Origin of the sequence: Paucisalibacillus algeriensis, from assembly GCF_000577245.1 — a bacterium.
Lineage (GTDB): Bacteria > Bacillota > Bacilli > Bacillales > Amphibacillaceae > Ornithinibacillus.
The window spans coordinates 1-25,281 of record NZ_CBYO010000018.1 but is presented as its reverse complement, the minus strand read 5'-3'; the positions used below and the strand labels follow the sequence as shown (position 1 = coordinate 25,281).

At 36.3% G+C, this 25,281-nt stretch carries 22 protein-coding genes, 1 pseudogene and 1 riboswitch; of the genes and pseudogenes, 17 read left to right on the top strand and 6 right to left on the bottom strand.

Annotated elements, in window-relative coordinates; translation table 11 throughout:
- Positions 1-139 precede the first annotated feature (139 nt).
- From TY11_RS13985 to TY11_RS13955, 7 genes are all read left to right on the top strand, one after another.
- Positions 140-640 carry a CopY/TcrY family copper transport repressor gene (locus tag TY11_RS13985; RefSeq protein ID WP_042147376.1) on the top strand — a complete coding sequence of 167 codons (501 nt, stop codon included), beginning with the start codon at positions 140-142 and terminating at the stop codon, positions 638-640.
- A 6-nt stretch (positions 641-646) separates the two neighbouring features.
- Positions 647-928: a glutaredoxin family protein gene (locus TY11_RS13980; RefSeq protein ID WP_042147372.1), complete on the top strand. Its 282-nt coding sequence runs from the start codon at positions 647-649 to the stop codon at positions 926-928.
- Between the two features lie 125 nt (positions 929-1,053).
- A complete protein-coding gene (locus TY11_RS13975; RefSeq protein ID WP_231495831.1) occupies positions 1,054-1,704 on the top strand; it encodes an NAD(P)/FAD-dependent oxidoreductase in 651 nt (216 codons plus the stop codon).
- 41 nt (positions 1,705-1,745) lie between these two features.
- Positions 1,746-4,130 (top strand): heavy metal translocating P-type ATPase, encoded by a 2,385-nt coding sequence (locus tag TY11_RS13970; RefSeq protein WP_042147366.1) that lies wholly within the window; start codon positions 1,746-1,748, stop codon positions 4,128-4,130.
- A gap of 30 nt (positions 4,131-4,160) precedes the next feature.
- A complete protein-coding gene (gene copZ / locus TY11_RS13965; RefSeq protein WP_042147364.1) occupies positions 4,161-4,367 on the top strand; it encodes a copper chaperone CopZ in 207 nt (68 codons plus the stop codon).
- 408 nt (positions 4,368-4,775) lie between these two features.
- Entirely contained in the window at positions 4,776-6,875 is a 2,100-nt protein-coding gene (locus TY11_RS13960; RefSeq protein ID WP_042147361.1) for a tetratricopeptide repeat protein, read from the top strand.
- A gap of 427 nt (positions 6,876-7,302) precedes the next feature.
- Positions 7,303-7,404, top strand: a riboswitch (purine riboswitch).
- Positions 7,405-7,785: 381 nt separating this feature from the next.
- On the top strand, positions 7,786-8,898 hold the full coding sequence (locus TY11_RS13955; RefSeq protein ID WP_042147356.1) for a BMP family lipoprotein: 1,113 nt from the start codon (positions 7,786-7,788) through the stop codon (positions 8,896-8,898).
- A gap of 76 nt (positions 8,899-8,974) precedes the next feature.
- Here TY11_RS13955 and TY11_RS13950 read toward each other — a convergent pair whose 3' ends face one another.
- Positions 8,975-10,498, bottom strand: a complete 1,524-nt coding sequence (locus TY11_RS13950) for a BCCT family transporter (RefSeq protein WP_042147353.1) — start codon at positions 10,496-10,498, stop codon at positions 8,975-8,977.
- Positions 10,499-10,850: 352 nt separating this feature from the next.
- On the opposite strand from TY11_RS13950, the gene TY11_RS13945 reads away from it, so the two are divergent.
- On the top strand, positions 10,851-11,045 hold the full coding sequence (locus TY11_RS13945) for a YwbE family protein (RefSeq protein WP_042147350.1): 195 nt from the start codon (positions 10,851-10,853) through the stop codon (positions 11,043-11,045).
- A 491-nt stretch (positions 11,046-11,536) separates the two neighbouring features.
- Here the strand turns inward: TY11_RS13945 and TY11_RS13940 are convergent, their stop codons facing one another.
- Complete coding sequence (locus TY11_RS13940) at positions 11,537-12,325, bottom strand: serine/threonine protein kinase (RefSeq protein WP_042147348.1); 789 nt, start codon at positions 12,323-12,325, stop codon at positions 11,537-11,539.
- 251 nt (positions 12,326-12,576) lie between these two features.
- Here TY11_RS13940 and TY11_RS13935 point away from each other — a divergent pair, with 251 nt between their 5' ends.
- From TY11_RS13935 to TY11_RS13910, 6 genes are all read left to right on the top strand, one after another.
- A complete protein-coding gene (locus TY11_RS13935; protein WP_042147407.1) occupies positions 12,577-14,052 on the top strand; it encodes a protein adenylyltransferase SelO in 1,476 nt (491 codons plus the stop codon).
- 243 nt (positions 14,053-14,295) lie between these two features.
- Positions 14,296-15,000, top strand: a complete 705-nt coding sequence (locus TY11_RS13930; protein WP_042147345.1) for a response regulator transcription factor — start codon at positions 14,296-14,298, stop codon at positions 14,998-15,000.
- Positions 14,997-15,998 (top strand): sensor histidine kinase, encoded by a 1,002-nt coding sequence (locus tag TY11_RS13925; protein WP_042147342.1) that lies wholly within the window; start codon positions 14,997-14,999, stop codon positions 15,996-15,998. Before TY11_RS13930 ends, TY11_RS13925 begins: the two co-directional genes overlap by 4 nt.
- Positions 15,999-16,080: 82 nt before the next feature.
- Positions 16,081-16,845 carry an ABC transporter ATP-binding protein gene (locus tag TY11_RS13920; protein WP_042147340.1) on the top strand — a complete coding sequence of 255 codons (765 nt, stop codon included), beginning with the start codon at positions 16,081-16,083 and terminating at the stop codon, positions 16,843-16,845.
- Entirely contained in the window at positions 16,820-18,715 is a 1,896-nt protein-coding gene (locus TY11_RS13915; RefSeq protein ID WP_042147338.1) for an ABC transporter permease, read from the top strand. Before TY11_RS13920 ends, TY11_RS13915 begins: the two co-directional genes overlap by 26 nt.
- Positions 18,716-18,827: 112 nt before the next feature.
- Positions 18,828-20,153 (top strand): amino acid permease, encoded by a 1,326-nt coding sequence (locus tag TY11_RS13910; RefSeq protein WP_042147335.1) that lies wholly within the window; start codon positions 18,828-18,830, stop codon positions 20,151-20,153.
- Here TY11_RS13910 and TY11_RS13905 read toward each other — a convergent pair.
- From TY11_RS13905 to TY11_RS13895, 3 genes are all read right to left on the bottom strand, one after another.
- The gene (locus tag TY11_RS13905; protein ID WP_042147333.1) at positions 20,150-20,779 is read right to left on the bottom strand and encodes a LysE family transporter; all 630 of its coding nucleotides are present in this window, start codon (positions 20,777-20,779) and stop codon (positions 20,150-20,152) included. The two genes, TY11_RS13910 and TY11_RS13905, sit on opposite strands and share 4 nt — an antisense overlap.
- A gap of 168 nt (positions 20,780-20,947) precedes the next feature.
- The gene (locus TY11_RS13900) at positions 20,948-21,583 is read right to left on the bottom strand and encodes a DUF4956 domain-containing protein (RefSeq protein WP_052345846.1); all 636 of its coding nucleotides are present in this window, start codon (positions 21,581-21,583) and stop codon (positions 20,948-20,950) included.
- Position 21,584: 1 nt separating this feature from the next.
- Entirely contained in the window at positions 21,585-22,343 is a 759-nt protein-coding gene (locus TY11_RS13895; protein ID WP_042147330.1) for a polyphosphate polymerase domain-containing protein, read from the bottom strand.
- A 608-nt stretch (positions 22,344-22,951) separates the two neighbouring features.
- Here TY11_RS13895 and TY11_RS13890 point away from each other — a divergent pair.
- The 3 genes and pseudogenes from TY11_RS13890 to TY11_RS21175 all read left to right on the top strand — a co-directional run bounded on the left by TY11_RS13890 (position 22,952) and on the right by TY11_RS21175 (position 24,775).
- Positions 22,952-23,806: a hypothetical protein gene (locus TY11_RS13890; RefSeq protein ID WP_042147328.1), complete on the top strand. Its 855-nt coding sequence runs from the start codon at positions 22,952-22,954 to the stop codon at positions 23,804-23,806.
- 300 nt (positions 23,807-24,106) lie between these two features.
- Positions 24,107-24,280, top strand: coding sequence for a hypothetical protein (locus TY11_RS20430; RefSeq protein ID WP_231495830.1), 174 nt, complete (start codon positions 24,107-24,109; stop codon positions 24,278-24,280).
- 300 nt (positions 24,281-24,580) lie between these two features.
- Positions 24,581-24,775 (top strand): annotated as a pseudogene (locus TY11_RS21175) (DUF6980 family protein).
- Between the two features lie 149 nt (positions 24,776-24,924).
- Here TY11_RS21175 and TY11_RS13880 read toward each other — a convergent pair.
- Positions 24,925-25,281 (bottom strand): IS110 family transposase (locus TY11_RS13880; RefSeq protein WP_042144526.1); only part of this gene is annotated, 357 nt, incomplete at its 5' end.

Genomic DNA, 25,281 nt, shown 5'->3' with positions numbered 1-25,281 from the left:
TCTACCCTTCCCTTTATTCCGAGTTTTCTAATTACAAATGATATTGATGAAAAGAATACACTTGACAAAAGTCGATTACAAATGTAAACTTAAACCATATTAAATGATTACAAATGTAAACAATGAGGTGGGTATGGCCATGGTTGCTGAAATAGAACATAAAATTACGGATTCAGAATGGGAAGTTATGCGTGTTGTTTGGGCACAAAATAAAGTCACAAGTAAAGAAATTATTGAAGTTTTGCAGCAAAAAAAAGATTGGAAACCAGCAACTACAAAAACCTTTATTGGTAGACTCGTAAATAAGGGTATGCTTGAAACTGAAACAGAAGGAAAAAAATATTTATACTCTTCAAAAGTAAGTGAAGGGGATATTATAAAAAGTTCGCTTAATGATTTTTACAACAACATATGCAGCAGGGAGGTTGGTAATACAATTGCATACTTACTTTCAAATGCAACATTGAGTTTTAAAGATATTGATATTTTAGAAAAAATACTTGAAACGAAGAAAAAGGATGCTGTCGAGGAAGTTCCTTGCAACTGTGTTCCAGGACAATGTAAGTGTAGTGAGCATGGATATAGTAACTGTAACTCTGATCATTGTAACTCAAATCATTCTAACGAACATCAGGGGTGATTCTATTTGGAAAATAAACTACAACTCGAACTATATACAAGGTCTACATGTTCAGACTGCCAGGAAGCAAAGAAATATTTATCTTCTAAAGGAGTTCAATACGAAGATAAAGATGTCAGCAAATTTCCAAATTTAGAAGAAGAGTTAAAGAAAATATCGGGCACTAGAATTGTTCCTATGTTTGCCTTTTATAAAAAAGGCTTATTTGGTAGGAAAAAGCTGGTCAAATATTTTATTGGATTTGAAAATAATAAAACTGACATCATTAACACTTTCAATACGAACTAGACCATCTGACTTTATATTTTTTTTATCTATAATATACCCTGTGGGGGTAATTAGGGGAAGATTAACAATGGTAACAGTAATAAATTTGGTGATGGTAATGATTTCAAATTGGGGAGAGAATGCAAGTGGCATTAGTAACAGAAAAGAAGATTAAAATTGCGGTCAATGGTGGAATTAATTTTGGAGCTAAGTTAAATGGTAAACAATTAGTGGTTTTGGCAAAATATTTAGATGATGGGGAAGAACTAGAATTAACTACCTTCCAACAGATATATATCGAGGTACCAGAAGAGAGAAAAGATCAAGTAATTAATGAATTTGAAGAGGCGGGACTAAGTTGTTATCCAGTTGGAAAATTTGTCAAAAGCTTACGAACTTGTAACTTTTGTAAAGGGTCAGAACATGAAGGATTGCCTGTTGCAAAAGAATTAAATAAAAGAATCGCTGGTCAACCTGTACCGTTCACATTGAAACCAGCTTATACAGGATGTCCAATAGGTTGTGGTGAACCGATGATTAATGATATTGGTGTTATGAAGATGAAGGATACTTATACATTATATATCGGTGGTAAATCGAAAGGACATGATGCTAGGGTTGGAACAAAAATAATAGAAGGTCTGACTCCTGAGGAATTATATGATGTAGCAGAAAAAATCATATCGATGTACAGTGAACAAGGGAAGAAACGAGAACAGTTTTACAGATTTGTATCAAGAATTGGTATTGATGAAATCCGTAAACGAGTTGGTTATTCAGAAGAAAGTTTAGATTAGTCGTCAATATTTTTTAGAACACTAAAAGGAGAGAAAAGATAATGAGCGAAACAAAACATGCAACGCTTAATGTAACTGGAATGACCTGTGCAGCCTGTTCAAACCGTATTGAAAAAACATTAAACAAAATGGATGGTGTGAAAGCACAAGTAAATTTAACCACAGAAAAGGCAACCGTAGACTATGATTCAGAAAAAACTTCTATAGAAGATATTACAAAGAAAATTGAAAATGTTGGTTACGGTGTATTAATGGAAAAAGCAGAGTTAGATGTGTTTGGAATGACTTGTGCTGCATGTTCGACCCGTATTGAAAAGGTATTAAATAAGCAAGAAGGGGTAAGGCACGCATCTGTAAACTTAACAACAGAAACTGCATCCATCGAATATAACCCAGGACTTACTGATATGAAAGTATTAATTGAGAAAATCAAAAATGTGGGTTATGATGCGAAGCCGAAAGCGGAGGCAGCGGAAAAACAAACACATAAAGAAAAAGAATTGCAACATATGAAGACAAAATTAATCATTTCAGCTGTGTTAGCTGCTCCACTATTAGTAACCATGTTGGTTCATTTATTTAATATGGATATACCGGATATATTCATGAATCCTTGGTTCCAATTTGCACTGGCAACACCAGTTCAATTTATCATCGGATGGCAATTTTATGTTGGAGCTTATAAGAATTTACGTAATGGTGGAGCGAACATGGATGTGCTTGTTGCATTAGGTACAAGTGCTGCATATTTCTATAGTTTGTATGAAGCATTTAAGACCATTGGAAATCCTGAATATATGCCACATCTATATTTTGAGACAAGTGCTGTATTAATTACGTTGATTTTATTTGGGAAGTATTTGGAAGCAAGAGCAAAAAGCCAGACAACGAATGCATTATCCTCTTTACTTAATTTACAAGCAAAAGAGGCTCGTGTTATAAGAAATGGCGAGGAAATCATGATTCCAGTGGAGGAAGTTGTCGTAGGTGATCGATTGGTTGTAAAACCAGGAGAGAAGATACCTGTAGATGGAATGGTTGTAAAAGGAAGAACTTCTGTCGATGAATCGATGATTACAGGGGAATCTATTCCAATTGAAAAAGAAGTAAATGCTAGCTTAATCGGCTCTACTATAAACAAAAATGGTTCGATTGAAATGGAAGCGACAAAAGTAGGGAAGGATACTGCCCTTGCATCGATTGTCAAAGTTGTAGAAGAAGCTCAGGGGAAGAAAGCACCAATCCAACGATTAGCCGATATCATTTCTGGCTATTTCGTACCAATCGTTGTAGTAATTGCCATTCTAACATTTATCGTATGGATAGCGTTTGTAGAGCCTGGTCAATTCGAACCTGCTTTAGTTGCAGCAATTGCTGTACTTGTTATTGCTTGTCCATGTGCGTTAGGGCTTGCTACTCCAACTTCTATTATGGTTGGAACAGGTAGAGCAGCTGAAAATGGTATTTTGTTTAAAGGTGGAGAACACTTAGAAAGAACACATCAGTTAAATGCCATTGTTTTGGATAAAACAGGGACTATTACAAAAGGGAAACCAGAAGTAACAGACTTTTCAGGTGATGAAGAGACATTACAATTGCTAGCTAGTGCAGAAAAAGGTTCGGAACATCCACTTGCAGGAGCTATTGTGGCATATGCAACAGAGAGGGATATTGATTTCGTAGAAGTGGATGAATTCGATGCTATACCTGGTCACGGTATTGAAGCTAGACTAGCTGGAAAACAGATCCTTGTTGGGAATCGAAAATTAATGAATGATCACCAAATTGATATTGAAGGTAATGAAGAGAAATTAGTTGAATTTGAAAACAATGGTAAAACAGCCATGTTGATTGCCATTGATGGAATGTATCGTGGAACTGTTGCGGTTGCAGATACCATTAAAGAAACAGCACCACAAGCAATAAGAGAGTTAAAAGAACTAGGCTTAGAAGTGATCATGTTAACAGGCGATAATGAAAGAACAGCTCAAGCTATTGCGAAACAAGTAGGAATCGACAAAGTGATTGCCCAGGTGTTACCGGAAGAAAAAGCGGATAAAGTAAGAGAAATTCAGAGTAAAGGCAAAAAGGTAGCAATGGTTGGTGACGGCGTGAATGATGCACCTGCATTAGTTACTGCGGATATTGGAATTGCCATTGGAACAGGGACAGAAGTAGCGATTGAAGCGGCTGATCTTACCATTCTTGGTGGAGAACTATTGCTCATTCCAAAGGCCATCAGAATTAGTCATGCAACCATTAAAAATATCCGCCAAAACTTATTCTGGGCATTCGGCTACAATACAGCGGGAATCCCAGTTGCAGCAATCGGATTACTTGCCCCATGGGTTGCTGGTGCCGCAATGGCATTAAGTTCAGTAAGTGTTGTTACGAACTCACTTCGCTTAAAGCGAGTAAAACTATAAAAAAGAACCATTTAAAGGAGGTGAAAAGGCATGGAGAAAACTATAAATGTACAAGGCATGACATGTGGTCATTGCAAAATGTCCGTTGAAGGTGCATTAAAAAAGTTAGATGGCGTGTCCGCAGCTGAAGTTGATTTAGAAGCGGGTTCTGTAGATGTTACTTTCGATGAATCAAAGGTAAACGTTGATGCCATGAAAGAGGCTATTGAAGAACAAGGCTATGATGTTGAAGCCTAAATATATAAATAAATTGCTGGTTTTCTGTTATGAAAACCAGCTTTTCTTTTTGTAAGATTCAAAGAGTTGGATATTGTTGGCTCCCTTTGTTTATTGGTAGCTATTGTTTTTACATTAGTTTAATTGTATAAGTTCGGTCTATCAACGACTCATACGAGCCAATTAGGTACTTCATTTAATCTAGCGCATATGGTAGTGCACTATCTGCCTCTTCGACAAGTATCGGGAAGTGACAGGCACCAAAAACATTTCCTCCAACCCCATAAACCCTAAAGTAAATACGAATACAATAACTGTGAACTTCTATTTGATACGATTTGTGAATGGAACGAGTTCTATATGAATAAGAATAGAGAAGTATTAATAAATTGGAATCAATAAACAAAAACATAAATGCGGGGGATTATCGTGACAACTGAGAATGAACTAATTAATAAATCCTATTATCAAACTATAATAAGTGAAAATATCCAAGAGCATCCAATTAAAATCTTGGGTGACATGTACATGGATGAAATGCGAAAACAACGACCGGAGTTATCTTCTATTCGCTATGCGCAAGGGGAAGTATATTTCTTAAATAATGATTATGAGGCGGCTATTCATAAATGGCAGTATCCTTTAGAAAAAGAAGAACTAATTCCATGGGCACAGAAAAATATAGCGGATGCTCATCTAGAAATGGGATTATTGGATCATGCAGAAAGATTTTACAAGGAAGTTGATACGCCATCTGTTGCATTGAAGTCAGAGGTCTTATTACAGCTGTTTTCCCTATACATTCAACAAGGTACTCTAGAAAAGGCTGTTGATACAATTAAGAAGGCTGTGAAGTTAAATCCAGATTATTCTCATGTAACAGAGATAGCTAAAGGGTACTTCGAAGAATTTAAAGATTGGGAAAATGCAGTGGAACTTGCCGTTGATGAGGCGGTACGAACAAAATCAATTTCATGGTTTAAAGTATTAGAAGGGTATGCTGCGCAGGGTTCCATCGTTAACTACGCTCCGAATTATTTTCATGAAATGTTAGTGGTATTACTACACCTTGATAAATCCCATTTTGAGAGTCTTACAGAAGTAATGTGGAACAGTTATAAGGATGGTGGCTATTATATACAATGGCTAGACGTCATGAACCAGCTTCTTTTAAATCATAATGTTGAACAATCTCATAGATGGGAGAAGCTTCCACGATTATTTAACGAAACATACTTCGAGTTAATAAGCGGTAGGTATCTAATTAGGGATATTTCAAATTTAGTACAGACTCATTTAGCAAACTGGTTAAAACTCTCTTCTTTATCAGATACATTAATTTCTTCAACCGCTGTACTTGCCTGGGATGAAACTTTTCCGGCCGAGCTTGATGCTACGTTGATAAGTGAGGCAGAACTCCGGTTTGAAGGTTCAAATCCAAATCAAAACGGTACTGAAGAAGGACTTAAGCTTTTTGATTCTATTAAGATATGGGCAAAAGGAGAAGGTTTGTTAGAGGAATTAACGGAATTCTTGAAGTCTATGCCTGAGGAGTATAATGCGGAAGTGGTAAGTCCATCTAAAATAAGGAATCTACTTAAAGCTACGTTAGAGTTTCTGCTAGAACAGAGGGTAGAATTAGAAAATGCCATTTTGGAAGAAATCAATTGGAACGGAGAAATGCTAACTGGACTGCAAGATATGCATCAACAGTTAGAGGATATGGAGAAAGAAAAAGTGAGTGTCATGATAGATTCGTTCCGAAATATAAAAAAGGTTTTGACTGAGAATGTGATGAGCAAATTGCCGAAACTACTCCGAAATTGTTCTGAATTAGTTCAGGAGGACAGTGATTTTTCAAAACTCCATGTGGAACTAAATGAAGAAATGAATAAGCGGATTACTACTTATATGAGGAATTACATACTCTATGATTTTAAATATACTATTCAGGAATGGATAGAGAATTGCCAAAGAGAGTTTCAGGACTGCCAGAGTACATGGAATGAATTTAGTGAACATATTAATTCACAATTTAAGGAAGATAAGATTGTTTTGAATGGTGACTATAAGGTATTAGAGGATTGGCAGCGTGACATGGAGCGGATTTCAAGGGGAATCTTGCAGCGCGAAAATGTCAACATCATGTTGCGTAATAACCCTTCTCAGTTGTTATTAAAAGGCGCTGGAAAACTGTTTGGCTCCATAACAAAAAATAAGGATATGCTCTATAGTAGATATAAAAACTACATCGAAAATGCAGATTATACTCAAATTATAGGAGAAATCATCAATCCTTTTATACAACAACTAGAATTTTTTGAGGGATCAATAGAGTGGGATATTAACAGATTCTGTTCAAGTTCATCCGAAGCACTAAAATGCCTAATGGAGGAAGTGCGGGTTGATATCGAAAAATATAATGATTCCATCAATATGATGCACAATCAACCTGAGAACTATCGAGATCCCCTAACCTTATTCGAGTTAAAACTACGTCAATATGAGTTAATGAATAGAATTAGTTAATGAACAAAGGTCGCCTTACTTCGCTCAGGAATCTGGTGAAGTGGATGCGACCTTTGTTATTATGCAAGAATGAGGGTGTCCTTTTCTTGATTTTTATGGTTTTATTTATTTAGTGTTTCACATTTAATTAACAATGTTATGACATAATTATAAATTCTGTTTTAATGGGTCTCAGAATAACATCGCTTGTGATAATTGCTATCCATTAAACTGCGAATAATGGTTCGTATTTTTAATTAATTGTTCGCATTTAAGTGAAATGGGAGTTTTATAGCAATTTAAGAAGACAGAATCTAAATCGAGAATAGAAAGTTACTGTTGTAGTTCAAGTCCAGTACCTATAAGGTTTTTTAGAGGATTTTAATAGAGTGGTTTCAAATCACTAGTATAATATACTTGAAATATAAGTGAGAGATGATATACTAAATGCGAACATAATCATATTTTTCATATAATAGCAGGGATATGGCCTGTAAGTTTCTACCAGTTTACCGAAAATAAAATGACTATGGAAAGCGAGTACAGAATAATAACTTCTATTTTGCTATCAGAAGTAGATGATAGCAAAGAGTAAGACATCGATTTTCGCAAAAGATAACGTTAATTCATGTTTTTAATAGATGTTTGTACATTTCGATCTAATGAGCTCGAAATACATGCTTTTTATAGTGAGCATGTGTTTTGAGCTTTTTTCTATAGGGTTATATGAAAAACAATACATCTAGAGAAGTAGGAGGAGTTAGAAAGATTAATTTTGAATTATTATTAGAACATTAACTAGTAATGTTCTGTAATCAAAAGTATTTTTTGTTTAATGTCTCGAGATAATACAACTAATGGGGGAATTATAGGATTGTTGTGAATATCTTACAGCGTTCGGACCCTTACAATAATTTTAGGAGGAACAACCATGAAAAAACATAATGTATTACTTTTAGTTCTTATACTGTCTATAGGCTTGATTCTAGCAGCTTGTGGTGGAGCTAAGGAAAAGGAAAATGCAGGTACAGAGGATAATGGAGATAATGCTTCTCAAAATGGGGAAGCATCTACTGATTATAAAGTTGCTATGGTTACAGATGAAGGTGGAGTAGATGATAAATCATTTAACCAATCAGCATGGGAAGGTATTAAAGCTTGGGGCGAAGGTGCTGGATTATCAAAAGGTGAAGGTTTTGATTATGCACAGTCAAATGGGACAGCAGATTATATGCCAAATATTACTCGATTTGTACGTGACGAATATGATATTGTATTCGGTATAGGATTTAAATTAAAAGAAGATCTTCAGACTGCAGCAGAACAATATGCAGATTCAAATTTTGCAATCGTTGATGAAGTAGTTGATGCTCCAAATGCTGCTAGTATTAAGTTTAAAGAACATCAAGGCTCATTCCTAGTTGGAGTAGCTGCAGCTAATAAAACAAAAACAAATAAAGTCGGATTCGTTGGTGGAATTGCTTCACCATTAATTGATAAATTTGAAGCTGGGTTTACCGCAGGTGTTAAATCAGTGAATCCTGATATTGAGGTGGATGTACAATATGCTGAATCATTCACAGACCCAGCAAAAGGTAAAATAATTGCAGCGAACATGTATGACAGTGGTGTGGATGTCATTTACCATGCATCAGGTGGTACAGGAAATGGTGTATTTAACCAAGCTAAGGATATTAAGCAAAATGACCCTGAACGTGAACTTTGGGTTATTGGCGTAGACCGTGATCAGTATGAAGAAGGCCAGGTTGGTGAACAAAATATTACACTAACTTCTATGGTTAAACGTGTGGATGTAGCCGTTCAAGATGTTATCAATAGAGGAATGAACGGAGAATTCCCTGCAGGAGAACTATTAGAATATGGAATAGAAGAAGATGCAATTGCTATTGCTGAAACAAATAAAGAAGCAATGACAGAAGAAATCATTAATGCCATTAAAGAATGGCAAGAAAAAATTCTAAATGGTGAAGTGGAAGTACCACAAACTGTAGAAGAATTAGAAGCATATGTTGATTCATTATAAATAAAAATAGGGAAGGCTTATCATAGCCTTCCCTATTTTTATAGTCTACGTGAAAAAACTAACGAAAAAGAATATCTTACTTGTTAGTTTCTTTTGGTTCTGGGTATCTTAATTGACCAATTCCAAGTTCTTTTCTTTCTTGTTTTAATGATTTTATCAAACTAAATACCATGAATCCTAAAATAACTGAAAATGGAAGAGCTGCAATAACCATGGTGTTTTGAAGAGCGAGTAATCCACCTGAATAAAGTAAAGTAAGTGCAGTTACAGAAAGTAATATCCCCCAAGTCACCTTGATTTTGTTGCTTGGATTTTGGGAACCATTTGTTGTCATCATTCCTAAAACAAATGTACCAGAGTCTGCTGATGTAATGAAAAATGAGATGATGATAATGATGGCTAAAATTGAAAAAGCCATACTAAAAGGAAAACCTTCTAGCACTCCGAATAGTGACTCTTCGGGTAACAGGGAGGAAATAGAAATACCTGAAAGTTCGGTTGAGATAGCAGCACCTCCAAATGTTGTAAACCAAAGGAAACTGATTAGTGATGGAGTTAGCAGTACGTAGATTATAAACTCCCGAATAGTTCTTCCCTTGGATACTCTAGCGATAAAAACACCTACAAAAGGAGACCAGGCAATCCACCAAGCCCAATAGAAGATAGTCCAGTTATTAATCCAGCTTCGTGCCTCTTCGTTAACGGGGGCAATTCTAGTACTCATTCTGACAAAATTATGCAGGTAAGATCCTAGGGTATCCATCAATAAATTTAAGATGAACAGTGTTGGTCCGAAAATAAGGACAATCAAGAAAAGGATTCCAGAGAGCCCCATATTAAGGTTACTAAGGATTTTAATACCTTTCCCTAAACCAGTTAATGCAGATATCATAAATAGGACTGTAACAACAAGAATAATCAATGTTTGCGACAGGATATTACTTGGTATTCCAAATAAATAAGATAGCCCCCCATTTATTTGCATAGCACCAAATCCCAAAGATGTTGCTACTCCCATTACAGTTGAAATGACCGCAATAATATCAATGATCTTACCAACTACTCCATCTGCATGTTTTCCAATCAGTGGGCGTAATGTTCTGCTAATTAAGCTGGGTTCTCCTTTTCTAAACGTAAAATATGCAAGCGTTAAGGCGATTGCACCATAGATTGCCCATGCATGGATTCCATAGTGAAAAAATGTAAACCTCATTGCATCCTTAATTCCTTGAGGAGTGGATAGTTCCCCTGTAGGAGAACTTATTGCATAATGACTAATTGGTTCAAACGTACCATAAAAGATTAGACCAATTCCTACGCCTGCACTAAACAGCATGGCAATCCATGTTGGCCGTGAAAACTCAGGCTTGTCCGTAGGCTTCCCAAGTTTTATCTTACCAATGGGACTTATTAGTAGATAAATAAGCACGGCTACAAAAAATGATACAATCCCCAAATAATACCATCCGAATGAATTTGTTATAAAACTTTGGGTGCTACTAGTGGTACGCTCTAATGATTCAGGTATCAATACTCCCATGAGAACAAGACTTGCCAGAATTGCTAGGGATACATAAAAGACAACTAGTGATTTTTTCATGTTTGATATAAAACTCCCATCTCTTTTTGACTCACAGTAGCTTTTAAAAACTCCACCTTAGCTTATCACTAGGGTTGTGGATTTATTCTTTTCTTTGTTTGTCAAGAACTTTGGAACGACGATACAATGGGGAGAAAAGTGTGGCTCGTATTATTCGGAAAATAAATAAGCTATAATACAAATTTATTCAGAGATAAAATCATAACTATCCTATTTCACTTGGATTAGGACGGTTATTTTTTTATCAGATCCTGCTAGATTCTGACGGAATCTTTAATTATTGGTTATGATAAAAGGTAAATATATAGTAAAGTGACTAGCACAAATGACGTAAAAAAGGAGAAATATGTAAATGCCAGGGACTAAAAGAGAGAATATAAAACAAGGTCTTCGAGTAAAAGTTGTGAAGAAACAGGATCAACGATCAGGGAAATTGACCGAGGGGGTAGTTTCCAAAATATTAACGAATTCCAACACCCATCCGCACGGTATTAAAGTCATGCTGGAAGATGGCACAGTAGGTAGAGTGAAGGAAATAGTAGATTAATCATTAAACCTTGATCATGTCAATATATGTCAGGTTACATAAAGCTTTTAAATTAGATAGAATTATTGCTGTTGTTCAATGGCCCATGGTCTTTGTTTACGTTCACATGTCGTACTCGTTTGGTCGCATGGTTCATATATTCGGTCACATGCCAGACTCATTTGGTCGGAAAGGATACTCTAGAACTTTATACCATAAGATTTAAATGAGGCTTAAATATGTGGATTGTAGAATAAATATGTTAGAGTAATAGTAATAAAACATATAAGAATCTGAAAAGAGGTAGAATATGTTTAAAAAAATCATAAAGCAACTGAAGTATATGTCGGGAAGCAGTGGCCGCAGGCATAGGCATTATTATGGAGGTAGCAGCAGCCGAAAACATGGCCATTACTTCGGTAGTAGTAGCAAGCGTCATAAATACAATCCATATGGTGGTAGTAAACGGTATAAGCGCAAAAGTTGGAGAAGTAGTTAAGTATTTATATTACTCATTCAACCAATCCATTAGCCTTTATCGCAGCCTGAAAATCACTCGAAATTTCTTTTATAGTTGAGTAAGGTGTATCGATACGTAATAATCGTTTAAGTAAATAAACAGTTTCGTTTTGTAGTGAAAGCTCTTCTGTCCAGGGTAGAGCTTTATTCTTTTTAGTAGTATAGGTTGTATAAAGTAAATACAATAAAACATCCCCGATATCATAATAATCTTGAAGTCTTAACTCTTCTGCATTCTCCTTGTTAGTGGAAGCATTCGGAACCTTTGCTAAACCAAAATCAATTAAATGAGGTTCATCATTTTTAATGATGATATTTGGTATCCGCAGATCTAGATGGAAAATGTCGTTCATATGTAGATAATCCACTAATTCCAATAGTTTAGAAACAAATCGTAACGATTCATTTTCATCAAAAGTCTTTTGATGTGAAAAAATTGCTTCTTCAAGGTTTTTACCTTGGATTAAACTCATCACATAATAATAATTTCTGTCCTCTGAAAATGCTTCATAGAATATTGGCATACGTGAATGATCCAGTTTCTGAATAATTGCTTTCTCATGATTGAAAAGTTGAATTTCTTTTTTATTCTTACGTTTACTGGGCCTAAGTTGCTTGACTACTTTACATTCCTTGGAATGTATATCATTACATCGGTAGACCATGCCATAGCTTCCAGCTCCAAGAAGGTCAACGACTCGATACCGTTGGTGTAAAATTACACCATTATTGATCGATTTGTCGACAAAGAACTGATGGATTTTTCGAAATGATCGTAACATGGTATCTTCCTTTTTTATGACAATAGAAAAAACTGTCCATATTTTATATGATAATGGTAATGCATGATGTAGTAATTTGGCAATTGTTTGGGTGCCTATTACGGCTCGCGGCAGATGGTTCTTTATTGATTATTATTCCAATATCCCCCTACACGGTGACTAGCATAATTAGTTGCAAAGAGCAGACACTAAAATCAAGTTATTAAAGGTAGGAAATGATAAGGAATGGAATAACTGAAAAGGAAGATAAGATGAAGATTACAGAGGGATTTAATGAAATAGGATGGAAATTAGATAACAGCTATGCCCGTTTACCTGAGAAATTCTTCTCACATATAGAACCTGAACCTGTAAGGTCACCAAATTTAGTGGTGTTTAATACTTCATTGGCAACTAATCTAGGTTTGAATAAGAAGGAACTGGAAAGTGTTAGTGGTGTAGCGACTTTTGCTGGAAATGAAATTCCACAAGAGTCAGCACCACTTGCACAAGCGTATGCGGGTCATCAATTCGGGCATTTTACAATGTTAGGGGACGGACGTGCGGTATTACTTGGTGAACACATTTCGCCTTCTGGTGATCGGTTTGATATTCAGTTGAAGGGTTCTGGACGAACACCATACTCACGTGGTGGGGATGGTCGTGCAACACTTGGACCAATGCTACGGGAATACATCATTAGTGAAGCAATGCATGGACTTGGCATTCCTACGACACGCAGTTTAGCGGTTGTGAAAACAGGTGAGACAGTGATGAGGGAAAAGCCTTTACCTGGGGCTATACTAACGCGTGTAGCCACAAGCCATATTCGTGTAGGGACGTTTCAATATGCAGCTAATTGGGGTACAGTTGACGAACTACGCGCCCTAGCCGATTATACCATTAATCGCCATTACCCAGAAGTTGCAGAGGATGAGAACACTTATAAATCTTTTCTTGAAAAAGTTATCGAACGTCAAGCTAATCTCATTGCTAAATGGCAATTAGTTGGATTTATACATGGTGTGATGAATACAGATAATATGACTATTAGTGGAGAATCGATTGATTATGGTCCTTGTGCATTCATGGATGAATATAGCCCGTCAACCGTCTTTAGTTCTATCGATAGACAAGGGCGTTATGCTTATGGAAACCAACCGGGAATCGGTGTTTGGAATTTGGCCAGATTTGCAGAAGCATTATTGCCGCTATTACATGAAAACCAAGAACAGGCTGTGGACATAGCAGAGAGCACTCTATCATCTTATGAAGTCTTGTATCAGGACAACTGGATTACTGGCATGAGAGCTAAACTAGGTATATTCAATAGCGTGGAAGATGATAAGCCTTTAATGGACATTCTGCTAAAGCTAATGGAACAATATCATGCTGATTATACCAATACCTTCCGTGCATTATCTACGAATAAACTCGAGGAATCAGGATTGATGGACAAAGAAGAATTTAAGATGTGGTATGAGCAATGGAAGGCGAGGCTAGAAAGACAACAAGAAAATGAAGAAGAATCACTTCAGCTAATGCGAAAAAGTAACCCAGCTATCATTCCGCGTAATCACCAGGTTGAAGAAGCCTTAGAGGCAGCATTGGAAAAAGATGACTATAAGGTGATGGAGCGGCTACTACAGGTTCTATCCAATCCATACGCCTACACACCGGAACAGGAAGAATACGCAAAACCACCACAACCGTCAAATCGTCCATATCAAACGTTTTGCGGTACTTGAATTTATTATTGGAACTACTTTTGTCTAAGTAAGAGGGATTATTTATAGTTTTGTGTAGAGCACTTAACTTAACCAGGGTTAATAATAAATCCATTCCGATTTGGAAATGGATTTATTTATTAGGGAAAAGTAAGACTAGTTTACATCTCTCCGGAATTCTGCCAAAAAATCTATATTACAATTTGATGGAATCCAACTATTAAATTAAACTTGAATTAAAATATAGTCTAGGAGAAGCCAACCATGGAGAAAATCATGATTATTGAAGATGACATAAAAATTGCCGAATATTTGAGTTCCTACATAGAAAAGTATGGATATGAAGTTAGCGTTCCGAACGATTTTGATAAAATTTTGGACATATTTCGGGATGTACAACCAGATCTATTATTGCTAGATATTAATTTGCCTAGTTATGATGGGTATTACTGGTGTAGACAAATTCGCAAGGAGTCTATTTGCCCAGTGATTTTCATATCAGCTCGTATTGGTGAGATGGACCAAGTAATGGCACTTGAGAATGGTGGAGATGATTTTATAACCAAACCTTTCCATCCAGATATCGTGATGGCTAAAATCCGTAGCCACATGCGCCGTGCATACGGGGAATACTCGACAAAGCATGTGGAAAGAGTCCTTAGCCAAGGGGCACTAAGTTTATATCCGGAACGATTGGAGCTACACTTTAACAATAAGGTGACGCAATTGACCAAGAAAGAGGCAGATATTATCGAAAGTCTTCTAGATCGTTACCCCCGTGTTGCTGGAAGGCAAGATTTATTGGTAAAGCTTTGGGATGAACAAGTATATGTCGATGAAAATACCTTAAATGTTAATATTGCTCGCGTTCGGAAAAAATTTCAAGAGATAGGAATTGAGGAAGCTGTGGAAACAGTCCGGGGAGCTGGATATCGTCTCCGAGTTACGTGGGAAGAGGGGCAAGCATGAAATTATATCTTCGTGAACACTTCCTACTTATCCTGGTCCAACTTATCCAATGTTTTCTCCTCATTGGTTTGTTTTGGTTAGATGGTTATCGTGGCGTCGGTGTAAGTATCTATGCTATTTTTCTAACACTTTTACTATTAGCGGCTTTTCTTATTTATCGATATATAAGTAGAAGAAATTTCTACCAAAGAATAGAAAAACCAATGGAATCATTAGATAGTTCGCTAGAGGTAACGGAATCAGCACCGATATCAGTTGCATTAGATCAATTATTAATCTCCCAATATCGATTATATCAAGAGGAGATTCAAAAGGCGGAGGATAGACAGGACGAACATTTAATGTTTATGGATCGCTGGGTTCACCAAATGAAGACACCCCTTTCGGTTATTGAACTAACAGCTCAGGACCTGGACGAGCCAGAATCCTCTAGCATTCGGGAGGAAACGGAGCGGATGCGAAATGGGCTAAACACCGTTCTCTACATGGCTAGACTTCGTACCATTGCAGAAGATTTTCAGATAAAACCAGTCACGCTTTCCAAGTTAGTACATGAGGTGAATCAGGATAACAAACGGTTTTACATTCGAAATGAAGTGTATCCGCAATTAAAGGAAGAAAGGCTCCGAATCACGGTGGAGACGGATGAGAAGTGGCTCTTCTTTTTAGTTGCGCAATTAATACATAATGCCGTTAAATATTCTGCTGGTCAGGCTAACCAACTAATCATATCTCTATATGAAAGGTCTGGGGAGGCTGTCCTGGAGATAAAGGACTTTGGAATTGGTATCCCTGTCGTTGATCAGAAACGCGTTTTTCATAAGTTTTTTACGGGAGAAAACGGGCGGAAATATCGTGAATCAACAGGTATGGGACTTTATTTGGTAAAGGAAGTAGCACAGAGGCTTGAACATCGCATCGAGTTAGAATCAACAGTCGGTGAAGGAACAACCGTCCGGATTATCTTTTCCAATACACAAAACCTTACATCGATGTAAGGTTTATGAAAGCATAATCGATAGTATACCGTTATATGCTCAGGCTATACTTTTAATAGAAGCATTGGAGAGGAGATTGATTATGCTTAAACTATCAAAAGTAAGTAAGGTTTATGAAGGGAAGGTAGCCTACCGCGCCCTTAACGATATTAATTTAGAAATAGAAAAAGGCGAGTTTGTTGCGATTATGGGACCTTCCGGAAGTGGAAAAACAACACTTCTAAATATTATTTCTACAAATGATCAACCAACAACAGGGGAAGTAGAAATAGATGGGAAAAACCCTCACAAGCTAACCAAAAATGCGTTAGCTAAATTCCGTAGAAATGAACTAGGATTTATCTTTCAGGATTTCAATTTAATGCATACATTGACGGTAGAAGAAAATATCGTCCTGCCGCTAACCTTAGATGGTGCCCGTGTAAAAGTTATGAAAGAGAAGGCAAGTAAGTTAGCGGTTAGTCTGGGTATTGAATCAATTATGAATAAACGCACATATGAGATATCTGGTGGTCAGGCACAACGAGTAGCGATTGCACGGGCGATGATTCATGAGCCAAAACTTTTGTTAGCGGATGAGCCAACTGGGAACTTGGATTCGAAGGCATCAAAAGATGTAATGAGTATGCTCGTTTCCATCAATGAGAAGGAAAAAACAAGTTTGTTAATGGTAACACATGACCCTCAAGCGGCTAGTTATTCAGACCGAGTCGTTTTTATCCGCGATGGGAAGCTTCATTCTGAAATACATCGTGGGGAGAATAGACAAGCATTTTTCCAAAAGATTATCGATATGCTCTCCTTGATGGGAGGCGACGGCAATGACTTTTCGTCAGTTCGCGTTTAATAATGTGTTACGCAACAAACGATTGTATATTGCGTATTTTCTTAGTAGCATGTTCACGGTTATGGTATTCTTTACGTTTGCGATCTTTGCGTTCCATCCAGCTTTTTCAGGTGGTTCGGTAAATGAAAATGCCCTTTTTGGCATGGCGGTTGCTGGGGGAATCATTTATGTGTTTTCCTTCTTTTTTGTCTTATATTCGATGAGTTCTTTCTTGCAATCGAGAAAGAAAGAGTTTGGCTTATTAATCATGCTAGGTGCCTCCAATAAGCAAATTCGTTGGATGGTTTTTTTAGAAAATATCTTTATTGGCTTTTTAGCGACGGTAGCTGGTATTTTGGCTGGTCTCGTATTTGCAAAAGCCATACTATTAGTTGCTGAGAATGTACTAATTATTAGTGAATCACTTTATTTTTACTTTCCTACATTAGCGATTGTCATAACGTTAGTAAGCTTTATTTTTCTTTTCTTCTGTATATCTGTCTTTGTTTCCGTTATTCTTCGTACGAATAAACTGGTAAATTTAATTAAAGGGGATAAGCAGTCTAAAGGAGAACCGAAAGCTTCTGTGATATTATCTATTCTGGCAGCGCTGTTACTTATAGTTGGCTATGGCACAGCTCTTTATGTAAAGGGAGTAAACGTTGTGGTTGCAATGGTTCCTGTTATTATCGTTGTTACCCTTGGAACCTATCTATTATTTACCCAATTAAGTGTATATGTCATACGGCAACTAAAAAGGAATAAGTCTATCTTCTGGCGGAAAACCAATATGCTTCTGTTTTCTGACTTATCATTCCGAATGAAAGATAATGCTCGAACATTTTTTATGGTAGCCATTATTTCAACTGTTGCATTTAGTGCAATAGGTACCTTGTATGGGTTTCAATCTTACTTAACGAAAGGAATAAAGGAAGTTAATCCATATACAGTTACGTATAGTCCTTGGGGAGGAGATAGTGAAGAAATCATTGAGCAGGATATTAATGAAATTAACGCTATCTTACAGGAAGAAAATATTGATGCAAAGATGGAATCGATTGAGTTAACCTATTTTGATACTCATGAGAAAGATCGTAATGTGTTAATAGTTAGAGCTTCTGATTACAATCGATTTGCAGCATTAGGCGGGGAAACTGAACTAAGCCTGAAGGAAAATGAAGCAATTGTGGTTGAACAAAGTGGTGCGGTTGTAGCGGGAGGACCAAAGGCAAGTGAAGTGCTGATGAAATCTAGTGTCCAACTGGATAACGGACAAGAAGTTCAGCCGAGTCATGTAGTAGAGTCTGAGGTATTATCGGAAATAAATGGGTACTATGTAGTACATGACAAGGTTTATGAAAACCTTGGTAGACCAGTTCGTAGTGAAATAAATGTCGCGTGGAAAGCGAATGAAGGACAACATGATCAAGTACTAGATGCGGGTAAAAAGTTAAATGAACAATTGGAGTATAAAGCATTTTCCGTTGATTATTCACTATTTGAAATTAACAAAGCGTTTGGACCAATATTATTTATTGGATTGTTTATTGGGATTGTGTTCTTTGTCTCAGCAGGAAGCTTCTTATATTTCCGACTATTTACGGATTTAGAAGGGGAGAAGCAGAAGTTCCGCTCTATTGCCAAGATTGGACTGACACAAGCAGAGTTAAAAAAAGTAGTGAACCGACAAATTGCACTTCTGTTCTTTTCACCAATTGTTGTTGCATTAATTCATGGTGCTGTGGCACTTACTGCTTTATCTCATATGTTTGATTACAATCTAATAGAAGAAGCATCCATCGTCTTAGGAAGCTTTGCTCTTATTCAAATTATTTACTTCCTGCTCGTACGTTTCTTCTATGTAAAGCAAGTTAAAAGAAGTATCATGTAGAAATCTATACTCCAACCTCCTTTTAAATTCACGATAGCCATAGCAGAATATGACTAAATTTATTTCTGCTGACTTGGGTATTTTAAATAGTGGATATAGAAGGAGGAACATCATGGCTCAGTCAAAAGAAGAAGAGAGAAATATGAAGTGGTGGCAATTATCTTTATTTGGTGTTGGTTGTACCATTGGTACGGGGTTCTTTCTAGGATCGAGTATTGGTATTAAACAGGGTGGGCCATCAATTATACTAGGGATTATATTAGCTGGGCTAGCGACCTATATTGTATTTAATGCGTTAGCGAAATTAACAGCTAAACACCCAGAAAAGGGGGCATTTCGAACGTATGCTAAACAAGCATATGGTAGATGGGCTGGATTTAGTATAGGTTGGATTTATTGGTTTTCTGAGATATTAATTATGGGGAGTCAGCTTACTGCACTGTCTATTTTTTCGCGATTTTGGTTTCCGGATATTCCAATGTGGCTATTTGCTATTGGATATGCGGTATTAGGACTTGTTGTTTTACTAGTGGGTGCAAAGAAGATGAGTAATATTGAGAATGTTTTTGCAGTCATCAAGACTGCTGCCATTCTCATGTTTATTATCATTGCTGGGGCGTTTGTTTTTGGATTATTTGATGGTGTTCAATCATTACATGTACCAAGAAGTATCCATGAATTTTTTTCAACGGGATGGGTAGGATTTTGGTCTAGTCTCATTTTTGCCTTCTATGCTTTCGGAGGTGTTGAGGTAATGGGGTTAATGGCCGTCCAATTAAAAGAACCAAAAGAAGCTCCTAAGGCTGGAAGAGTAATGATCTTATCTTTAGTCACGATTTATACCATTGCCTTAGCTTTAGCGTTAGTTTTGATGCCTTGGGATCAATTTAATACGGAAGAAAGTCCTTTTATTGTTGCTTTAAAGGACTTTGATATAGGGTTTGTACCACATATTTTCAATGGAGCATTAATTATTGCTGGTTTCTCCACGATGGTGGCGTCGTTCTATGGAGTTACAACAATTCTCGTTTCCTTAGCAGAAGACAAAGATGCTCCATCCTTATTTGCAAAGCAAGGAAAATTGGCAGTACCCATTGCATCTTTAGGGTTACTTATTTTAGGGATTACAGTATCTATCATTATGTCCCTAATACTACCGGAAAAAATATATGCCTATGTTACGACAGGTGCAGGGTTAATGCTTCTTTACAATTGGTTATTTATTATATTATCTGCTAGAAAACTTTACGAAGTTCCATTAAAGGATAAAATAATGTACTACGTAGGTATTGCGTTATTATTAGCTGGTATTAGTGGTACGATACTGGATAAAACTAACAGGCCAGGACTTTTTATCAGTATCGGGATTGTAGCTATTATTGGAATCGCTGCATACATGATGAATAAAAAATGGAAAAAGGAAGCAGAAGTTTATTAAGGCTCCAATAATAAAGAAACACCTTGCCAGCCAAAGTAAAACCCAAACCCAATTAAGGCTAACCCGGAAAAGATTGCAATTCCTGTGAGTACTCGTTCGTTTAATACTTTTCGGAAGCCACTTGAAACTGCAGCCATAGCAATGTCCCATGTTAATAAACCGATAAAGATGGCTCCACTATACAGAATTAAGGTTTCTAGCCCGTAACTGGATGCAGTTTTTGCTAATACTGATCCATAGATACCTAACCAAAAGAGAATCGTTAATGGATTTGTAATAGACATGATGAACCCTGCAAAGAAAGACTTATGTAAGGGTTCTTTTGTTCTTTCATGTCCAGCCTTTATTTCTTTGGCACTAATCATACTCTCGATTCCAGTGTAGGTTAAAACAAATCCTCCAAATAACCATAGGAAAGTTTGTACAAACGGGATCTCTACAATATGGACAACTCCTAAGTAAACAATAAGCATATATAATGCATCCGCGGTAATAGCACCAAGTCCGACAAACCAAGCCGGTAAAAACCCTCCTTTAATACCCCTATCTAACTGTGCAGCATTAACTGGCCCAATTGGTGCAGCAAGTGATAAACCTAACAGAATATAACTAAAAAAGACACCCAAAACAAACACTCCTTTAATGATAGAAACATATCTACTTATTTCTATTCAGAAAAAAGAGCTTGTACAACTAAATATTTTTGTTTAAGGGTTTTTGAGGTTCCTGTCACATCCGGAAATATGTCGACGGGCGACATATTTCGGGAAGTGACAGGAACCAGATACTAACTACTATTCCAAGTTTTCTAAATAAGAAAGGGAGACTTTTAGGTTGGCGTTACGCTCTCGGATACTATTTAGTAGGTCTTGATCCTTTGTTTTTTCCTTACAGCGAATGGCATACGTGTAGAGAATCATGGTGCCGAGATTGGTTGTTTCCACTTTTCTTAGAACATGGCTTGCTGTATTGTTTTCCAATATATCCTCAAATAGTTCTTCATGATTTAAATTTTCAGGGATTGTTATTTTTAAAATTTGCGTATCTTTTCCTTTTGCATAATTAAATTTATCGAGGAAGTAGATAACCACGGAAGCAAATATCGTTAGCAACACAGCGATACTAATCTGATTTAACCCCGCTGCCATTCCAACAATCAATCCAAAGAACATAAAAGCAATATCCTTTGCATCTGTAACAGCACTTCGGAAACGAATAAGGGAGAATATCGCAAACAATCCAAAGGCAACACCAGCATTATCACTGATGATATTCATCACCGCAGAGACGATAATACACATAATTATGATGGTATGAACAAAGGATTGCGAATAACGCTCTCCTTTAAATGTGATTTGATAAACGGTAGTAATGATGATACTGAGGGCTGCTGCCACCATCATTCCTATAATTGTAGTAGTTAAATCCATGTTATCTCACTCCGATCAATGTGTTTTCTTGATGTGTACCAGGTAAAGCATTTCCTTTTAATAACTCTAAACTAGTGCAGAACTTAGATGCACTTCGTTGTACACACTCTAGATCTTGTAGAATTCGAACTAGCCATAGAGGGACGCTATCCGTCACTTTTACCTCAAGCACGACCAAATTTGGATCGATGAAGCTATCCCCATATGGACCATATTCAATATTTAGATCTTCATTTCGGCATCGCAAATTCAAGTCAAAGGTTACTCGTAAATCAGGCTCCGTAATACAATGAAAGGCATGACGATCATAGCTTACGACCATTTCAGGTTCCAATTGATAGAGCTTACGAAAGTGATGAATCTCTTTCAAAATTTGATAGTTAGAAGCAGCATATTTCCGTACTAAATCATCGGAAGGTTTATTGATGTAACTGTAAGCATCCACTAATGGAATTGCGGTTCGTCTTTTGTTGACGACATTTTTATGCTTCTGTTTTACCTCAAAAAAAGCCAATCCATTAATATCGGTATCATCGTAAATCCGGAGACGTAGCTTTTGTCTGAATTTCAGTTTATTTTTTGTTTCAAAATAAATAGCATGTTGTAGATTCTCAAAATATAAACTGGTCACCGTGTATTTCCCTTCATTACCAAACTTGTCATAGCGCATATATGAAGCTATTTGTTCGACAAGCATTTCGTATTGAGCACGTGTAATTAAGTATTTCTGCTCTCTTCTCCTAAAAATTTCTAGTACCATTTCTCCACCTCGCATTAGTTGTATTATTAAGATAATTTAATATTGTCTTTATCATAAATTTACAATCTTAAAATCTTAGAAGAATAATATTAGAATTACATGAGAAAGTGATGAGGAATGAGTAAGGGTTAAATACGCCAAAGAGACAGGTACCTCGGAACAATCGAATGAACCAAGGAACCTGTCTCTTTGGACCTGGAGCTATCTACGGAAGTGATATGCATCTCGATAACGAAATAAAATTTTAATTATACAATACAATAAAATATCTTGTCAATAATAAATTTGTGATTTCTTCCTGAAAATGCTATAATAGTTTTACAATTGTTTTTACCGCTCGTATTTCATATTCCGATGTATTTTTTGCAGAAAGAATGATGGATACGTTTTTTTTATATCCTTTTTTTTATTCTGAAAAAAAGGAAATGAATAATGGAGCTTAGGTGTTCAATTAGTAGGAGTTAACTGGTGAAGTAAATCTTTCCCAGAGTGACACTTACAAATACCTCGGATTCAAACAATTGTGTGAGCTGTAAATATAGGGTAGTTAAATGAAATAACTATCTTATGACGAAGCGAGTTTCTATATAAGAAGGAGGATTAGAATTATGAATCTAATCAATAAGAAAGTTACACACAAGCGTTTTGGCAAGGGGAATATTGTTGGACATAATGATTCTATTATTGAAATACATTTCGAAACGGAAAATAAAAAGTTTGTGTTTCCAGATGTATTTGGAGAGCATCTAAAACTGCATGATAAAAAAGCTGCTATTACACTGGAAAAGGTTATAGAAAAAAACGAAATGGACCGAAAGCAGAAAGAATGGAAAAAGGAAGAGGAAAAAAAGCTACAACGTAAAGAACAACAACTTCGCATGGAACATGCAAAACTGATGAAAAATCATAAACTTCATCCCCAATCACAAATGGTATTTTGGTGTGATACAGAAGAACAGAATAGTTCTACTGTAGATTGGAGGGTTTTTTCAGGCACGATAAAAAGTGGTGTGAACAAAGGAAAGCCAAACAAGCCCATTCGCTTGCACCAGAATAGCGCTGTTCTTTTAACGGAAGCAGATCCTGGCACGCCTGAAAAAGACCGACGTATCATAGGTGTTTATATGGTGAAAAAAGATTTTATCGGTAAGGTTTGTGAAGATGGGTATATTCCGGCTCATTCAACATACAGACTCCAACTTACGGAAGATGAATCGGATCAGATGCTTTTTTGGAAGTACTATGTAAATGAAAAATTCCCTCAGAAAATGACATGGAATACAGGTAAATATCGTTATTTTAATAACGAATGGATGGCTCAAATTTTGTGTGATATCGTATCATTGAAAAGTGATCCCATGGAAAAAAAGCAAGCACAAGAATTTTTGGAACACTTTTGTAAAATGAATCAGATTAGAGAACAAGAATTACCAAGCCCAAATGGTGTATTAATGCGTGCTTAGATAGTAGTTCAAAAATAGCACTCACGAATGTTGTTCAGTCAACATCTGTGAGTGCTCTTATTTTTTTGAAACAATAGAAATAAAGAAGAATTGGCCTCACTATGTAGTACCCTTGTGTCAAGAGTTTACATGGAGTTAGTGAACAATCCTATCTATATACTTAAATGAGGATCAAGAGGATCTTGTTTATTGGATTTAATAGTCTCAACAAACTTTTCGATTGTTGGTGTTAAGAATGTATCGGCTCTTCTTATGAAAACAGTTTTCACCTTACTATACTGATCTGGAAGCTTATGAAACTTGATTTTTCCATCATGTTCTAAATGGGTAACTACTGACTTTGGACTGGATATGCCTGAAGTAGTAAAAGATGTCGCAATAGAGCCAGGTTACTTTGCTATTTCACAAGAAGTGCTTGGGGATTATGCAGGTGACTATATCGTTCTAAGTTTAACAGACGATCATGATACATGATTACCCACAAGATGTACTAAAACTCTCAAACTGGAAGATTATACACAGGGAATTCTGACTAGTAAAGAAGAAAAAAGAAAAATTACCAAAACCAAATGGGTATTACGAATAAACACACATATTGTTCTTAAGGTAGCGGGTGCATTAGTTAAAGAAGGAGATCAATAAAAGTAGGATCACCTTCTTTTCTATTAGTTAAAATTCTACTAAATCTACTAATATATTTGGAATATTATGTTATTATTATGTTAGAAGTAATGCCGCTAACGTGTGCTTTACTAATACGAGGAGAAGTGAAGTATGAAAAAACATTGCTGTGAGAATATGAATTATCATGCAAATTTCATATGTGATATTCATGAAAATCCATTTGACTGTCCAGATAGAATAATCATATTTGATGAAAAAGATACAGAATAAGGTTTGATCATTCACGATGGTGGTTCTTCAAGTTTAGGAATTGATTTCTGTCCGTGGTGTGAGTCAAAATTGTAATTTGTTGTTATGCTAAACCAGCTAATAGTTGTCAATATTTTTCTCTAAAAATCTAAAATAGCTTATGATATACTAAATTTACGCATGCCAAATAACCCTCCTTTATTCTTTAATTGGAAGGTTTTGGTTTACTTGGTTAAGTTGTCAAATTAAGCAATATCTTGGAAGGTAGTGCTATTTTTCAATAATGCGTAAATCCAATGTAACAACTTGTTTGCACATGCTATTATGGCTACTTTATAAGGCTTTCCTTCATCTCGCTTTTTATCATAGAAGGCTCGTAACTTCTTGTTACGGGGGATGATTTCATCCGTTGTTTTCTGTTTACGAGAATCACGGATTCCTGAGCGAACTGCCATAAATAAGGCATGTCTTAACCGGCTAGATCCTCTTTTAGTGATTCGATTGACTGTTCCTTTGAATCGACCAGATTCATAGACTCTGGGATCCATGCCTGCGAATGCAACTAGTTTTTTAGGATTATCAAATAAATCTATTTCCCCAAT

What these genes read in the sequence shown, in the direction of transcription:
- TY11_RS13895 (WP_042147330.1), bottom strand. Translation starts at nt 22,343, where the DNA reads ATGGTACTAGAAATTTTTAGGAGAAGAGAGCAGAAATACTTAATTACA.
- TY11_RS13950 (WP_042147353.1), bottom strand. Translation starts at nt 10,498, where the DNA reads ATGAAAAAATCACTAGTTGTCTTTTATGTATCCCTAGCAATTCTGGCA.
- TY11_RS13930 (WP_042147345.1), top strand. Translation starts at nt 14,296, where the DNA reads ATGGAGAAAATCATGATTATTGAAGATGACATAAAAATTGCCGAATAT.
- TY11_RS13920 (WP_042147340.1), top strand. Translation starts at nt 16,081, where the DNA reads ATGCTTAAACTATCAAAAGTAAGTAAGGTTTATGAAGGGAAGGTAGCC.
- TY11_RS13970 (WP_042147366.1), top strand. Translation starts at nt 1,746, where the DNA reads ATGAGCGAAACAAAACATGCAACGCTTAATGTAACTGGAATGACCTGT.
- TY11_RS13940 (WP_042147348.1), bottom strand. Translation starts at nt 12,325, where the DNA reads ATGTTACGATCATTTCGAAAAATCCATCAGTTCTTTGTCGACAAATCG.
- TY11_RS13890 (WP_042147328.1), top strand. Translation starts at nt 22,952, where the DNA reads ATGAATCTAATCAATAAGAAAGTTACACACAAGCGTTTTGGCAAGGGG.
- TY11_RS13955 (WP_042147356.1), top strand. Translation starts at nt 7,786, where the DNA reads ATGAAAAAACATAATGTATTACTTTTAGTTCTTATACTGTCTATAGGC.
- TY11_RS13900 (WP_052345846.1), bottom strand. Translation starts at nt 21,583, where the DNA reads ATGGATTTAACTACTACAATTATAGGAATGATGGTGGCAGCAGCCCTC.
- TY11_RS13935 (WP_042147407.1), top strand. Translation starts at nt 12,577, where the DNA reads ATGAAGATTACAGAGGGATTTAATGAAATAGGATGGAAATTAGATAAC.
- TY11_RS13985 (WP_042147376.1), top strand. Translation starts at nt 140, where the DNA reads ATGGTTGCTGAAATAGAACATAAAATTACGGATTCAGAATGGGAAGTT.
- TY11_RS13945 (WP_042147350.1), top strand. Translation starts at nt 10,851, where the DNA reads ATGCCAGGGACTAAAAGAGAGAATATAAAACAAGGTCTTCGAGTAAAA.
- copZ (WP_042147364.1), top strand. Translation starts at nt 4,161, where the DNA reads ATGGAGAAAACTATAAATGTACAAGGCATGACATGTGGTCATTGCAAA.
- TY11_RS13915 (WP_042147338.1), top strand. Translation starts at nt 16,820, where the DNA reads ATGACTTTTCGTCAGTTCGCGTTTAATAATGTGTTACGCAACAAACGA.
- TY11_RS13925 (WP_042147342.1), top strand. Translation starts at nt 14,997, where the DNA reads ATGAAATTATATCTTCGTGAACACTTCCTACTTATCCTGGTCCAACTT.
- TY11_RS13910 (WP_042147335.1), top strand. Translation starts at nt 18,828, where the DNA reads ATGGCTCAGTCAAAAGAAGAAGAGAGAAATATGAAGTGGTGGCAATTA.